Annotated in this window: 11 protein-coding genes; 2 read left to right on the plus strand and 9 right to left on the minus strand. The window is 48.5% G+C overall.

Annotation, left to right across the window (positions count from 1 at the left end):
- Nucleotides 1–27: 27 nt before the first annotated feature.
- Complete coding sequence (locus HB364_RS28525) at nt 28–846, minus strand: helix-turn-helix transcriptional regulator (protein WP_167291836.1); 819 nt, start codon at nt 844–846, stop codon at nt 28–30.
- A gap of 136 nt (nt 847–982) precedes the next feature.
- Here HB364_RS28525 and HB364_RS28530 point away from each other — a divergent pair, with 136 nt between their 5' ends.
- A complete protein-coding gene (locus HB364_RS28530; RefSeq protein WP_167291837.1) occupies nt 983–1504 on the plus strand; it encodes a GNAT family N-acetyltransferase in 522 nt (173 codons plus the stop codon).
- The gene (locus HB364_RS28535; RefSeq protein ID WP_167291838.1) at nt 1485–2549 is read left to right on the plus strand and encodes an aminotransferase class V-fold PLP-dependent enzyme; all 1065 of its coding nucleotides are present in this window, start codon (nt 1485–1487) and stop codon (nt 2547–2549) included. Before HB364_RS28530 ends, HB364_RS28535 begins: the two co-directional genes overlap by 20 nt.
- Before the next feature lie 8 nt (nt 2550–2557).
- Here HB364_RS28535 and HB364_RS28540 read toward each other — a convergent pair whose 3' ends face one another.
- The 8 genes from HB364_RS28540 to HB364_RS28575 form a co-directional block, all read right to left on the minus strand.
- The gene (locus HB364_RS28540) at nt 2558–3715 is read right to left on the minus strand and encodes a TlpA disulfide reductase family protein (protein WP_167291839.1); all 1158 of its coding nucleotides are present in this window, start codon (nt 3713–3715) and stop codon (nt 2558–2560) included.
- Between the two features lie 74 nt (nt 3716–3789).
- A complete protein-coding gene (locus HB364_RS28545) occupies nt 3790–5229 on the minus strand; it encodes a RagB/SusD family nutrient uptake outer membrane protein (protein WP_167291840.1) in 1440 nt (479 codons plus the stop codon).
- Between the two features lie 11 nt (nt 5230–5240).
- On the minus strand, nt 5241–8534 hold the full coding sequence (locus HB364_RS28550; protein ID WP_167291841.1) for a SusC/RagA family TonB-linked outer membrane protein: 3294 nt from the start codon (nt 8532–8534) through the stop codon (nt 5241–5243).
- Nucleotides 8535–8760: 226 nt separating this feature from the next.
- Complete coding sequence (locus tag HB364_RS28555; RefSeq protein WP_167291842.1) at nt 8761–9918, minus strand: FecR family protein; 1158 nt, start codon at nt 9916–9918, stop codon at nt 8761–8763.
- Between the two features lie 64 nt (nt 9919–9982).
- Nucleotides 9983–10555 carry an RNA polymerase sigma factor gene (locus HB364_RS28560; protein WP_167291843.1) on the minus strand — a complete coding sequence of 191 codons (573 nt, stop codon included), beginning with the start codon at nt 10553–10555 and terminating at the stop codon, nt 9983–9985.
- 150 nt (nt 10556–10705) lie between these two features.
- Nucleotides 10706–11809: a TlpA disulfide reductase family protein gene (locus HB364_RS28565; RefSeq protein WP_167291844.1), complete on the minus strand. Its 1104-nt coding sequence runs from the start codon at nt 11807–11809 to the stop codon at nt 10706–10708.
- A gap of 33 nt (nt 11810–11842) precedes the next feature.
- The gene (locus HB364_RS28570; protein ID WP_167291845.1) at nt 11843–13264 is read right to left on the minus strand and encodes a TlpA disulfide reductase family protein; all 1422 of its coding nucleotides are present in this window, start codon (nt 13262–13264) and stop codon (nt 11843–11845) included.
- 63 nt (nt 13265–13327) lie between these two features.
- Nucleotides 13328–14833 carry a PKD-like family lipoprotein gene (locus HB364_RS28575; protein WP_167291846.1) on the minus strand — a complete coding sequence of 502 codons (1506 nt, stop codon included), beginning with the start codon at nt 14831–14833 and terminating at the stop codon, nt 13328–13330.
- Nucleotides 14834–14854 lie beyond the last annotated feature (21 nt).

A 14854-nucleotide genomic window follows, 5' to 3' on the forward strand; every position in this document is an offset into this window, starting at 1 on the left:
AGGCGCCCACGCAAAAATAGAACGATTTTAACACGGCTTATTTCTTAACAGGAATTTACGATAGTGCAAAGGAGTCACCTGGTAATAAGACTTGAACGAGCGGATAAAATGGCTCTGGTCGGCAAAGCCGCATTCAAAGGATATATCGGTCAGGGAAAGCTCCTGGTTGGGCAATAGTGCCAGGGCCCGTTGCACCCTGATCGTCCGGATATAATCTCCCAGGGTCGTACCAAAATACTTAGAGAAGTCGCGTGATAAATGAACCGGATGCACATCCAGGGAGGTAGCCAGGCCGGTCAGCGTCCAATGCTCTTTGGGTTCATGCAGCATCTCTTTGATCCTGTCTACCCATCGGGGATTTCTATCATGCATCCTGCGTTGGGAGGTTGACAAGCGCCCGAATATGTCCAATAACAAAGCATCAATGCTCAATTGACCGGTATTACCGGCTATCTTCATTTCCCGGACGATATTATACATCAGCATCTTGATGCGGGGGGCGGTAATACGGATGCTTCCTTCAGTAACATCGTTGAGCCGGTCAAAACCTTCAAACCACCGGCCATTAACCTCCACATGAATGCCCCGGGTAAACTGGCCGGAAGCAATATTGTAATGGGCATCCTGCCAGTTGTGAAACAACAGGTCCCCGGCACAGCACTCATACCTATCTTTTTTATTGCCTTCCACCATACCACCTTCCAGGATGAACGTGAAATAACTATTCTCATGAAAATGCCAGGGCACCCGGTCCTGCGAATATTCGGTATCCGTGAGGGTTACCCCGTCCAGGTGAATCGTTTCATTCGTGACCCCATAAAATTGCCCTGTTTTTGAAAACTTCATGCAGAATTAATTATTTTTAGAACGATGCAAGGATCCATTACAAAATATCATTAAGCATACCAGTGCTGCTACCCACAATATACAAGCTGATAATGAAAATAAAATACTAAATATTCGTATATAAGTCCCCCGGCCTATGATTATTAAACCTGCTGACCAGGATGCTGAATTCTATCAGATCCATCAACTTAACTACAAAACCTTTGTTGAAGAGATCCCACAGCATAAGCACAACGAGGAGAAAATACTGGTAGATAAATTCCATTTCAAGAATAAATACATCATAGCACTAAAAGATCAACAACTAATAGGAATGGTTTGCTATAACCAATTGCGGCCATTCTCCCTGGATGAAAAAATCCCCGACCTGGATCGCTTTCTCCCCGCCTGTACCAACCTTGCTGAGATCAGGCTATTGGCTGTTGCCCCGGCAGCAAGGAAAATTACAGTAACTTATCGTTTACTACAATACCTGTGCACCGAATTGATCAGGAATAACATAGACGCAGCCGTTATCTCAGGCACGACCAGGCAGATCCGGTTATACGCCAGTATGGGGTTTACTCCTTTTGGACCGCTCGTTGGCCACCAGGGAGCTTTGTACCAACCCATGTCTATAACATTAAACAAACTGCGCAATGATTTCAGAACGCATTAATCTTAGTACCGGTCCTGTAAACATTTCAAGAGAAGTAAGAAAAGCCCTAAGTGCTCCTGCGATTTCCCACAGATCGGCAGCATTCAGGGAATTATTCAACAATACGTCGGAGTTATTGTGTCGTACCTTTTCAGTGCACCAGGCATTTATCATGAGCGGAAGTGGCACCCTTGCCAATGAGGCCATGTTATACCAGGTAAAAATGTTGGGATCAAAAGGATTGATCCTTTCCAATGGCGAGTTCGGGTCAAGGCTGCTCCGGCAGGCTGAACGCATCTCCCTGGATTTTGTGAAATATGAACTTGATTGGGGACAATCGTTCAACCTACCCGAAATTACAGCCATGCTTCAGGCGGGAGATATCAAGTGGCTTCTTTTTTGTCATTGTGAAACATCTACGGGTGTTTTAAACGACCTGGATGCTTTAGCAGCATTATGCTCCTCCTGCAATTGCCTTTGTTTTGTTGATTGTATAAGCGCAGCAGGCGCCATGCCGCTCAACCTATCAAAGGTGAGTATGGCGACCGCCTCATCGGGTAAAGGGTTGGCTGCCTGTTCCGGACTGGCATTAATACTCTCCAATATCAGTCCGCAGACAGATAACAGGATGCCCCTGTATTATGATATAGCTTATTATTCGGACAAATGCCAGGTTCCTTTTACCATTTCTTCCAATCTTATTGATGCATTATATGTTTCAATGCAGCAGAAAATAACTGCACACCAGGCCGGCCTGATCCATCAATATTGCCATCAGTTCTTTGCCATTTTAAATACCTATGACCTGGCGCCTTACAGCAGTCCTGATTCCAGGGTTTTCACCATTATCTTTCCGGAAGACAGGCTAAACGCTTTTATTCATCAAATGACAGATAAGCAGGTAGCATTAAGCCACGAAAGCGAATACCTGAAAAAAAGGACCTGGACTCAACTGGCTGTTTTCGGTTATTACCAGGAAGAACAACTTAACTATGCAGCCAATGCTTTAGAGCAATCTATACAATCCGTCCTGGATGTCAAAAAGCATCAGGAGCTATTCAAATAACAAATAGGCTATTGCCCCTTACCATCGCCCAATATCTCTTTTAGCTTCGCCTGCAATGCCTCGCCACGCAGGTTCCTGGCGATGATCTTACCGGAGGGATCAATCAGGTAGTTCTGCGGAATAGCCATTACTCCGTATAACCTGGCAGCAGCATTGTTCCATCCTTTCAGATCGGACACCTGTGTCCATGGCAAGCCGTCCTTTTCAATCGCCTGTAGCCATGCCTGGCGTTTGGACGTCTCATCAAGCGATACACCCAGCACGGTAAATGACTTGTCTTTATAAGTGTTATAAGCTTTCAATACGGCCGGGTTTTCAGCACGGCAGGGGCCGCACCACGAGGCCCAGAAATCAAGCAATACATAACGGCCTTTAAAATCAGCCAGGCGCACCATATTGCCGGCTGAATCCGGTTGTGCAAAGTCGGACGCATACGCCCCTACAGATGTCGGCCCCATATCATACAATATTTTGGCAAAAGCAAGCCCTTGCCGGCTGTTGCGCAATGGGGAGGCAAGTCCCTCAAACAGGGGTTTTATCTTTAGCACATCTATATCTTGCCCAGCCACTTCTATCAGCGCTTCCAGGCTGAAATAAGAACGGGGATATTTTTTGATATATGCATACTTAAGGCTGTCCCTTTTTACCCATGCCTGCTTTATAATATCCATCAGGCTATCCCTGAAGGCAGCGTCATTCTTTTGTGCCGGTGTTGCACGCGCATAGACAGCCTCCAATGCCTGGTTGGCATTTTCTCCATCTGCCAATACCATTTTGTAGTAGTGCTTATACGCCTCGTTCAGTGTAGACCCACTGATCACTGCCTTGCGCACAGAGTCTTTTCCTTTGATCATTACGGTAGTACTGTCCAGGTACACCAGTAAAGCATCTGCGGTCCTTTCCTGGCCGGCTATCCCCAGCCCGGTATGGTCCATTACAATATGCGCCTTCACAGTATTGCCGGCAGCGCCTTTGAACACAAAAGCGCCCTGCTTACATACAGCAGAATCGAGTATCCGCTGATTGCTCCATCCCCAATCTTCTACCAGGTAGGCATGCGTGTTTTCTTTCAATGCAGGTAATCTCACAATAATGGAATAAGAAGACGTTTGCGCGGTAAGCAGTACGGGCATGGTGATCGCTATCAACAACAATATTCTTTTCATATAATAATTTGGCATGGGAAAAATAGCATAGCGGGAACGGGAACCCGCTATGCGTTTGTATAAGGGCCGGATTATTAGTATCCAGGGTTAGGAGTTAATGCCGGATTTAGTTTCAGATCGGCTGGCGGAATGGGCCACAATTGTTTAAAGTGACTCCATACGCCTCCTTTCAAAGGGGAAATATTTGTCATTACATCATCTATTGTCTCTGTGCGCTTCAGGTCGAAGAAACGGTTAGAGCATTCAGTGAACAGCTCCACCTTCCGCTCCCGGGCGATGGCCGCCAGCAGGTCGGCCTGCGTAGCCGCCGTAGTAGCAGGCAACCCGGCCCGCAGGCGTATGGCATCAAGGTCGTCCGCCGCATCAGCTAAATGGGTAAGCTTTACACGTGCCTCCGCCCTGATGAGGTATAGCTCGGCCAGGCGTAAGAATACCGGTCTTTCCGCACCTACAGCATTCGACTTGTACTTATTGGGAAAATAATAAGTGACAGCAGGCGTTACACCCGTATACACCGTAGAACGTACCCAATTGGTAAAGCGGCCGTCATTGGGTTCAAACGATTTCGCCAGGGTATCGCTCATGGCTACCAGTACATTATAGGTACCGGCCGGGTCTGTAGTTACAGCGGCTGGCATACCGGAATTGTACTGGCCATACTCAGGAGTCCGTTCATCGTTATTAGTGGCAATAGCCCAGATCGTTTCCTTATTGCTGCCATTATCCGCCAGGAAGGCTTGCGGTAAGGTAGATAATTGATACGCCGGATCTGTAATAATGGCTGTTGCGGCTGTTTCTGCCTGCTGCCATTCTTTGGCATACAGACAGGCCTTGGCCAGCAGCGCTGTGGCTACTGCCTTATTGGGGCGCACACGGGCTGTAGTATTCACGCCATAGCCGTCTTTATAATCAGTGCCCAGCAAAGACTGTGCTTCCTGCAGGTCTTTAATGATCTGCTGGTACACGTTGCTTTGTAGCGCCCGGGGCAATACAGCATTCACCTTATAATCGGTGGTAAGCGCCAGCGGCGCATCGCCATACAGGTTTACCAGTTGAAAATACAACAGCGCCCGGGTGAAATAACTTTCACCCAGCCATTGGTTCTTATAGTACAAAGTGGCTTTCGTACTTTGAATGCCTTCTATGGCAGCATTCACGGCATAGATCTGTGCATAAAGATCGCTCCATTGGCGTGCCTGGTCGCTGGCAATACTGTTCTTATAAAAGGCAATAGCGTTGGTATTGCTGGTGGCGATCGGCTTCAACTCATCGGTATACAGCGCAGACAGATAACTCACACCCGAAAAAATACCGCTATTGCTCAGGGCCAGGAAATTACCAGTTACAATGGCCGATACGGAATTGTCCGATACGAAAGCGTCTTTCCCTGCAATGGTACCTGCCGGCAAGGCTGTATTCTCCAGGTACTTTTCACAACCGGTGAACGTTAACAACGAGCAAGCCATCAGGGCAGCAGCGGCATAACGACTATATATATGCTTTACTTTTTTCATGGAGTAATACTTTAAAAGGTGAGGTTAATCCCTGCTGTAAATACACGCATCGGGGGAATAGTAGCAGCGTCCAGGTTTTCCGGATCAAGGCCGCCATAATCAGAAATGGTCAACAGGTTCTGTCCCTGCAGGTATACCGCCAGTTCTTTTACACCCAATTTTCTAAGGCTTTGCGGGTTTACACTATAGCGTATGCTCACGTTCTGCAGTCTGACATAAGAAGCATCGCTGTAAGCACCTGTACTTTCCTGGTAGTAAAAATGCCTGAACCAGTCGAAAATAGAAGTGCTTATACGCGGCACATCGGTGATGTCGCCAGGCTTCTGCCAGCGGTTCAGCCAGTAAGTACCACCATTGATGCCCATATACCCAAATGGCAGCGGTTGCTGGGCCAGGATATTCTTACCCACCCGTTTGGTGAAGTTGAACGTAAGGTCAAGCGACAGCCTTTTATAGCGGAAACCATTTTGAAAAGCACCATAAAATTTAGGCGCCAGATCAAGGAATTCTGTTTTATCTTTTTGCTCATCCAGTCCGAACATATAATCGTCGGTAGTACCATTGGCTGCTGTAAAACGATAATAACCTGTTTCCGGATTGATACCCTCATATTTATACAGCAATACGCCTGTTACAGGTTTGTTCAGTACATAGTTGGCGGCCAGGGTAGTGGTTACCGGCAACTTTACCAGCTTGCTTTTGGGAATAGAGATATTGCCTCTTACCGTCCACGAGAAATCCTTTGTTTTGATGGCGGTGGCGCTCAGGCTCATTTCCCATCCGCTCGTACGGATCGTAGCATCCGAATTGACAGGCATGGAGGTTACACCTGTTACGGATGGCATAGGCTGACCGATCAATTGATTGGTAGCAATGTTCCGGTAAGCACTTACCTCGGCAAATACCCTGTCATTGAAAAAGCCAAGTTCTATACCCACTTCAGAATTCCTGTTCTTTTCCCAGCTTAAAGCAGGATTGGCCAGTCTGCCTATGGCAAGACCACTCTTGTTCTGGTAAGTACCTGTAAGCGCCTGGTAAATGCTGAGGTAAGCAAAATCGCCTACGGCATCTCCACCAATAAGTCCCGTGCTGCCCCTCAGTTTACCAAAGCTGATAAAGGGTGCAAGCTTCCTGAAGAAAGATTCTTCGCTGAAGATCCATGCCAGGGCCACAGAACCAAAATTGCCAAACTTCTTGCCATCACCAAACTTGGTAGAGCCATCCCTCCTGCCATTCAGGTTCACGATATATTTCTGGTCCCAGATAAACTTCACGATCGCATAAGCGCCGAGTGAGCGGTAGGGCGTGGAGCCATACGAGGTGGTTACCTTTGAGCCAACAGCCGGATTCCTCAGCAAGGCATCAGACGAAAAGCCCTCGCCGTGTATTTCATTGAAGGTAGACAACTTGTTATCCACCCTGCCGCCAAGCGTCATATTCAGGTCGCCTTTGCCAAAGACTTTCATGCTATAGGCAGCATAAGGCGACACACTGATCGTACGCACATTGTAATTGTGTATAAGGCTATGCGTTTCCAGCGCCGCATTGGTGTAGGTAGGAGGTTTGGTGGTTGTTGGATAGCCCATAAATTCCCGGCCGGCCATTTCATTGTAGCTGACGTCGGCCCGCAGTGTAAGTTGTTTAATAGGCTTATATACCAGTGAGCCATTGCCCAGCAGGTTATTCGTTACGTTCTCATATTGTTTATTGATATCATCCGCCACGTCATTGGCGCCTTCACTCCAGTTGATGCTGCCATCGGGCAGGAACAGGGGCGGAGAATTAGGCGCCGCCAACGTAACATCAGTCGAGAAGTCCATCGGCACCATATTGCTTTTGGAAGAGAGGTAAGCACCCGACAGGTTGATGCTGAACTTATTGTCGTTTGTATTGCTGTTGAGGGAAAACCGTATCGTACCATCGGTAGAAGCCCCTTTGTGCCGTTGGATATTGCCATTGTTGCGCAGGCTTCCGCTGATCATATAACCGGTGTTCTGCGAACCGCCACTGTAAGTGAGGGAAGTATTGGTGGTTTGTGCATTACTGCCCAACAGGTCCTCCCTGAAATCCTGGTAACGGTCTTCGGGCCAGGTGCCGTTCAGGTCTTTGTCCATCGAACCTACCGTCGCGCCATCGTTCTTCAGCGCTTCCCTTCTCAGCATCAGGTATTCCTGTGTGTTCATCAACTTAGCAGTGGCGCCCAGCACGGAAATACCGGTATAGATATTGGCATTGAGCGACGGAGGCGCTCCCTGCTTCGCTTTTTTGGTAGTAATGAGCACCACCCCATAGGCACCCGAGGTGCCATACAAAGCAGTTGCATCTGCATCTTTCAACACACTGATGCTTTCAATATCATTGGGATTGATATAATTCAGCCCACTCCCACCCTTCAGGAAATTAGCGGTGCCATAAGTAGTATTGGAAGAAAGCGGCAGGGTGCCACCGGGATACATAACGCCATCCACTACCACCAGCGGTGGAGGTGCACCGGCAGAGAAATTGGCCGCACTGCGTAAACGCATTGTAAAGGCGCCGCCGGGTTGCCCGGTAACCTGTTGTATAAACAAACCAGGCACCTTTCCCTGTATGGCTTCCAGTACATTGTTCACAGGATTTTTGCGTATCTCTTCGGCGGTGATGGTGGTCACATCACCCGTGTTCAAACGCTTGGCGGTAGTCATACTTCCGTAACCGATCACCTGTATCTGGTCCAGTTCCGAATTACCTGGAGATAGAGTAATGGTCACAGTAGTACTGCCGGATACGAGCTCTTCCCTGTCTTTATAACCAACAAAACTGATGACCAGGATAGTATGGGCAGGCCGGGTAGTTAATTTAAAATATCCTTTGGCATCACAGCTTACGATTGTGTTGCTGCCTTTTACCCGTATGCTGGCGCCGCCCAGTGGCAGCCCCTGTTCATCAGTAACCCGTCCGGTAATGGCCCAGGTGCTGTCTTTTTTAGGAGCCGGGAGTTGTTCAGTTACAACAGGTGGTTTATTCGCAGCAGGTTTTATATACACAAATCTTTCCTGCTCTTTGATCTCATATTCCAATGGAAGACCACGCAGGCAGGCATCCAAAGCCTGGGTGAGTGTGACATCTTTCAACCGCACAGAAACAGCAGGAGCCTGTGCAATCAACTGGTCCGACCAGAAGAAGGAATAACCTGTTTGCTGTTTGATCTGGTTAAGTACTTTTTCAAGCGGGGTCTCCCTCACTGAAATGGTGACTTTTTGCGAGTAAACGCCTGCGGAAACATGCAGGGCAGTGACCAGTAAAACAATGGTAGTTAATCTCATTATCAACCACAGTTTAGACCAGGGAAAAGCTTTAATAAAGACATTGTTCCCCGGTGGGTGAAATGCAGCTAGTTTCATACTTTTGTGAAGTTTGGGTTTTATGCGATAAACGCTGTTTGGAGAAACAATCTTTAAAGGGTAAAGCCCAACAAATGGCCGGTTCCTGAGTACCAGTCAGGAGCCGGTTTTTATGGTCTCCCCTTCTTCTATCAGTTGCTATTCATATTTATTGCTTTACAATTAATTTTCCGTTTACTAAAGTTGCATGTAGCCCGTTATCATTGAGTGCTTTTAATACCAGCGATAAGTTCACCATCCTGTTGATAGAGCCGCTAAAGCTCATGGCAGGCACTTCGCCCTCAAACACCACATCCACATCATACCACCTCGATACCTGGCGCATGAAGGCGGCCACATCTACATACTTCATGGAAAGCTGTCCACGTACCCAGGCCACTGCCTCCTCTGTATCTACTTCACGTACCGATAAGGCGCCGGAAGCATGAACAAGTACCCCCTGTTGTCCTGGTTTCAGTAATGCCTTCTTGTCATTACTTTCCACCCGTAAAGAGCCTTCCAGCAAGGTCGTTTGCATGGCTTTCTCTTCCGGGTAGGCCATAATATTGAAGTGGGTACCCAGTACCCTGATGGCCGCTTTATTGGCCACCACAATAAATGGCTGTTGCGGTTTTTTGGTCACTTCAAAATACACTTCACCCGTTACCTCCACTTTGCGTTCCGCGCCGGTAAAAGCAACCGGGTAGCGGATAGAGCTGGACGCATTCAGCCACACTTTGGTGCCATCGGGCAGGCTCAGTTGATATTGCCCGCCCCGGGGTGTTGAAAGTGTGTTGTAAACGACCTCCCTCTTGCCCTCCCGACCTGTCGGGAGGGAATAAGTCAACCTTCCACTATCGAGCTTTATTACTTGTACACCACCCTGGTTGGCCAGCATACCATTGGCTGCATCGCGCAGGGTGACCTGGCTGCCATCAGCCAGTGTAAGCACGGCTTTATTGCCGCCAGGGGCAGCATCTGTTACGGCTATTGGCTGCTGCGCAGGCTGCACAGACGTTGGCTTGAACCACCAGTATAAGCCCGATGCTACCACGATCACCGCTGCTGCGACGGCCAGTTTTTTATACAGGGGGATCTTTACTACAGGCGCTTCTGCAACGACCTGTTGTTGGGCAATGCGGGCCTGTACCTGCGCCAGGGAGGCTGTTTCCAGGGTTTCCCGGCTGCCTGTAACAGACACCTCCACTTCTGTGCTTTCCTGTCCAAAAGAGGCATAGAATGCTTCTACCAGTTGCCGCTCGGCCGCTGTTGCCACGCCCTCCTGGTAATGTTTGATTGCATCGTTGAGTTGTTCGGATAATTTCATAATAGGCCTGCCATTAAGTAAGTATAAAAAGAAGGGAGGGAGTATGAGTCCTTATTGATATATTTTAAAAACTTAACAATAAAATAATCGCCTTCAGTGTTTTGCGGAAATGGGCCAATGCTTTGGTGAGGTGACTTTTTACCGTGTGGGGCGACAGATCGAGCTTTTCGGCAATTTCCTGGATCGAATAACCTTCCAGCCGGCTGTAGCGGAATACCAGTTGCCGCACAGGAGGAAGCGCATTCGTTTCCTGCAGGATCACGGCCATCAGGTTTTTGGTATGCAGTAACTGATCAGCAGTAACATCGTCGGGCAGGTTTTCGCTCACTGCTTCGTGCAACAGGTACATCTTTTTGCCGGTACGCAGGTAAGTGAGTGACAAATACTTAACGGCTGTAGCCAGGTAATTTTCAGGCTTTTCAACAGCCGCCTTGTGCCGGTTGTTCCACAGGCTTACAAATACCTCCTGCATAATATCCTGCGCCACCTGTACATCCTTTACACGCTGCAGGGCAATGGCCATTAGCCATTCCCAGTAACGGTGATGTATTTCAGTAAAAGCAGCATGGTCATCCCTTTTCAGAAGGGTGAACAGGTCTATATCACTCAGTGCATTGTACTTATTGTCCGTTACCAATTAGTTGACTGCTTTTACTGTCAGGAATATATAGGAAGAGGTGTAAGAAGAGGGTAAAAATAATTAAATCAGGCAGTCAAAAAAATAAAACAGCCCCTTGATGTGATCGCGGGGCTGCCTTTGGCTGAAAACGGGGATCAGCCAGGGATATTAATTCGTCTTGCTGCTGTACTGTTGGAGGCTGCTTTCAAAAGCGGCCAGCTTATCCGCCGGGAATCCGGGCTTCTTCTTCGCATATTCGATGGCCCTGGTTTCGGCTGCAACAGCTTTTTCCTGATTGCCTGCCTTGAATTGAAGCGCGGCTATATTGTCGTAGGTTGCAGGAAAATCCATGCTCCAGGGATAACGTTCCAGTTGCTCCTCGTAGGCAACAGCGGCTATTTCATACAGCCCTTTGATCAGGGTTACTTTCCTGATCTCCGACATATAGGAGATAGCATCTGTCACACTCCGGAAAGGAGGTTCCGGAACAGCCTTCAATAACTCCCGGATATAAATCAATGCCTTTTCCTGGTCTGTTTTTAGCAAGGAGTAAATGGTGTAATGGGCCATCCGTGGGTAATACTTCAAGCCGGGGTCTTTGGCCAGCAGTTGGTTGATCACGATCAGGGCCGAATCCGGTTTGCCAGGATTGCCCATGTAGCTATTCAACACGGGTATGATCGAATTATCAATCTCTGTCAGCCGCGCAGCTTCTTTACGCGCAGCATCTGTGGCCTTGATATCCCAACTGCCATCAATCACCTTCGGTAATACGTTATCAAGTAACTTAGGGAGGCCTGCCCAGGCAATCCTTCCATTCCTGTCTACCACATAAGCCATCGGTATGCCCCGCTCGCCGGAAGCACGCAGCCAGTTGGCAGCCATAAAATTGCTGTCCTCCGCCGCCACCGCATAATTCATCTTCTTACCCATGCTGTCTATAAAGGCGCCAATATGGGCCAGCGTGGTCGTTTTTCTTTCAAGAATACTGATGCCCGCTACCGTAACCTCTTTTTTATATTTCTCCGCCAGCTCGCTCAGGTGCGGCATACCGGCAATACAGGGCTGGCACCAGGTAGCCCAGAATTCTACTACATAGATCTTTCCTTTCTCAAAGGAAGTAACCGGCTGCCCCTTGAACCATTTCTTTACCTGAATGGAGGGAGCAGGATCACCGATATTCAGCGTAGCGGTAGGTTTACCAGACTGTGCCGTTGTCGCGGCACCGGTCAGCAGGAGGCCCGCCAGCAAGCAGACATTTATTGTATGCATACTTAGTTTTTAGTGGATCGTTTGTTTAAGCCATTATCCTTTTTTAGCAGCTTCGATCATAACGCCCATTTCTGCCAGGAAAGCGTCTTCCCCACCGGCACTGTTGCCGGTGCTGCGGAAACGGATATTACCATTCTTGTCAATGACGAACTTGGCAGGGATTCCTTTCAAACCGTATCCCACAGCCGCATCATTCTTCTTATTGGCATCCTTGAGGTCCATGCCCACATGGAAAGTGTACTTATGGTCCCTGATATAATTGCCCGCATCTTTCACCGGGTCGGCGGCCGTTTCCCAGGTGTGGATGAACAGGAAAGCCACTTCCGGGTCCTTCTTATACTTGTCTACCGCCATTTGCATCTTCGGGAAAGAGGCCTTACAGGGACCGCACCAGGTAGCCCAGAAATCAAGCACCACTACTTTGCCTTTCAGGCTTTCGAGCGTCACTGTTTTTCCATCCAGCGTCTTCACACTGAAATTATAACCAGGCGTCTTCTCCATCTTCGCCATCACTTCCTTGTGGATATGGTTGCGGAAATCTTCCATCAGCCCCGAATAATAAGCCTTGTAATCGACGCTCTTGCCATGTACAGCAGTAAAAGCCTTTTGCAGGCGTTCTTTCATAAGCGGACTGGCGGTACCGGTACGCATGGCTTCTTCCATCCCCGGCAGGGCTTCAGCATAGCGCTCCGATCCTACCAGCAGGCTCAGGTAAGTAACGGCAAATGCCTTATCTCTTTTATCCGCGCTGTCATATACCTGCACGGCATACCGGTAACCTTCCTCGTATTTTTTATTGGCAAGCAGGTAAGCCGCCACTGCTTTCTGGTATTCTTTGTATTCGGGCGTATTGGTCTGGCCCCTTCTTTCCAGGTCGGCCAAAGAACGTTTGATCAACATTTCCGCCGGCACGTGATTGCCCGCAGCAGCCAGTTCCCGTGCACCGTAAGAATAAGCCCTTGTACGGTATACCGTATCTTGTATTTTATCGATCCAGGCGATTACTTTGGCAGGGTTTTCATTGGCAAAGGAGGACGCCACGAAGAATTTCGCATGCTCGAAGCGTATATGCCCCTTCAATGAAGGAATGTTTCCAAATTGCTTGATAAGGGTTTCGTAATTCTTTTCATTGGCAGGTCCATCCTGCTCATCGTAAATAGTACCCACCGCATTGCCCAAAGCAGTAACCCCGCTTGGAAACTTTTCCAGGGCGATCTTATTCACCGCATCCCTTTTCGGGCCATTCATTTTATAGGCATAATAAGAGGACGCCAGCATCAGGTCTTCTTCTTTATCGCTGCTTACCAGCTTTTGCAATTCCTGTTGCAATACCACGGAATCTTTTTGATCAACCAATGCTTTCAAAGCGGGAGGCAGGTTTCTGCCGCCCTGGGCAGCAGCTACGAACGTGCCGGCTGCAAATAATAAGGACAGGTAAGTTTTTTTGTACATCATGCTATGATTTAAGCTGTAGAAAAAAGAGGCTGCAGACATGCCGCCTGCAGCCATTTACGATTGTTAACTTCTTTTGTAATTCATATCGCCCACCTTGCCGCCCACTGTCCATACTTTCAACGGAGCAGCCCCCAACTGGCCGCTGGTGATATTGGCAGCATACAGATACACTTTGCCGGTGCCGGCAGCAGCATCCCAGGTAGCGATATAAAGGAACCGACTGTCCATATCCGGCAGGATACCACCAGTGCCGAAAGTGGCCATCCCTTTCAGCAGCCGCATGCAGGTGATGGCTTCACCGGCAGGCGCCTGGAAAGCTACCGCCGGTGTGCTGATCGTATTACTGGCCGTATTCACCTGGAAGTTGTATACTTTTTGAGCGGTAGCATATAACATGGCCGGACCGAGATTGCTCACGGCAAAATATTGCGCATCCTGTATATCAGGCGCCGTAGTAATATCCACCGCCGCTACATCAGGCGTGGCAGGCTTTTGGAAATTGATCACGTACAGGTAACGGCCGTTGCCACTCACGTCTTTGAAAATGGAATATTTGTAGGGATCCACAGCAGGAGAAGGATTCTCTCCAAAGCCCCGTTCTATGTACAGCAGTTGCTTACCGATATTGTTGAGGTTAAAACGGGCAGTGGCATCTGCATTGGGATACAAAGATGCCTGACTGGTCTGTTGTTCGATCACCACAAAGCGCCTGTTCAACTGATCATAAAAACCACCTTGTTTGGCATACTGGGTATAAATAAAGGGCGCTGCCTCATACCCTTTGGCATCCACAGTTACCTTACCCACATAACTGTTCTCCGATGTCCAGTATACACCGCCATTGTCTATCAGCATGCCCCCGTTGAAAGAGCCCGGGTAAAAACCCTGTGGCGCCGGTGTAGCCGGTGGATTACCCAGTAAGAACATTTGCTGGTAATTCTGCACAAAACCAAAATCCGTATTCTGCAACTTCTCCCCCGTTTTATCCGTATACAAATGCGTGAAGGCAGTCGTCAGGTAATAGATGGCAACCGGCTTGCCCGGCATAGTGGCGCCATTCCGCTTTGAATAAACATTACGCATTACCGTATCCTTTACACCGGTAATGAACTCCGGCGCGCGGATCACATCTACATCCGTATTGCCGGCAGCCGTTTCATAAGCCACCATCCAACCCGAAGGAATGGGCGGCACTACTACCACGGTATATTGCATCAAAGCCTTCCTGCCGGTACTATCCACCGCTTCATACTCCAGCGTGTAAGTACCCGGAGGACGGGGAATCGTCACGTCAATCTGCTTATAGCGGGAAAGCGTATCAAACACATTCGTGGCTACATACAAACGCCACAAATGGCTAAGCTGCGATGCATTACCATCATAAATGAGCTTCGGATTGATGGTTACCTTATCCTGGCTTTGGAATACTTCAAAGCGGGTTTGCGTGCCGGCTGTATCTACATAGAGGGCAGGCACATCATGGTAGGTATAATTGCCTTTGTCCTTATGACAGGCGCCCAGCAGCAGCAGGGCCGCTATACAATAACATATATACTTTACTGTTCTCATTGTTTCGTTTTTTAGCCATCC

Origin of the sequence: Paraflavitalea devenefica (assembly GCF_011759375.1) — a bacterium.
Lineage (GTDB): Bacteria > Bacteroidota > Bacteroidia > Chitinophagales > Chitinophagaceae > Paraflavitalea > Paraflavitalea devenefica.

Bases quoted from the DNA above. Each gene is read 5' to 3' on its own strand.
- HB364_RS28545 (WP_167291840.1), bottom strand. From the start codon at position 5,229: ATGAAAAAAGTAAAGCATATATATAGTCGTTATGCCGCTGCTGCCCTG.
- HB364_RS28530 (WP_167291837.1), top strand. From the start codon at position 983: ATGATTATTAAACCTGCTGACCAGGATGCTGAATTCTATCAGATCCAT.
- HB364_RS28570 (WP_167291845.1), bottom strand. From the start codon at position 13,264: ATGATGTACAAAAAAACTTACCTGTCCTTATTATTTGCAGCCGGCACG.
- HB364_RS28550 (WP_167291841.1), bottom strand. From the start codon at position 8,534: ATGAGATTAACTACCATTGTTTTACTGGTCACTGCCCTGCATGTTTCC.
- HB364_RS28565 (WP_167291844.1), bottom strand. From the start codon at position 11,809: ATGCATACAATAAATGTCTGCTTGCTGGCGGGCCTCCTGCTGACCGGT.
- HB364_RS28555 (WP_167291842.1), bottom strand. From the start codon at position 9,918: ATGAAATTATCCGAACAACTCAACGATGCAATCAAACATTACCAGGAG.
- HB364_RS28540 (WP_167291839.1), bottom strand. From the start codon at position 3,715: ATGAAAAGAATATTGTTGTTGATAGCGATCACCATGCCCGTACTGCTT.
- HB364_RS28535 (WP_167291838.1), top strand. From the start codon at position 1,485: ATGATTTCAGAACGCATTAATCTTAGTACCGGTCCTGTAAACATTTCA.
- HB364_RS28575 (WP_167291846.1), bottom strand. From the start codon at position 14,833: ATGAGAACAGTAAAGTATATATGTTATTGTATAGCGGCCCTGCTGCTG.
- HB364_RS28525 (WP_167291836.1), bottom strand. From the start codon at position 846: ATGAAGTTTTCAAAAACAGGGCAATTTTATGGGGTCACGAATGAAACG.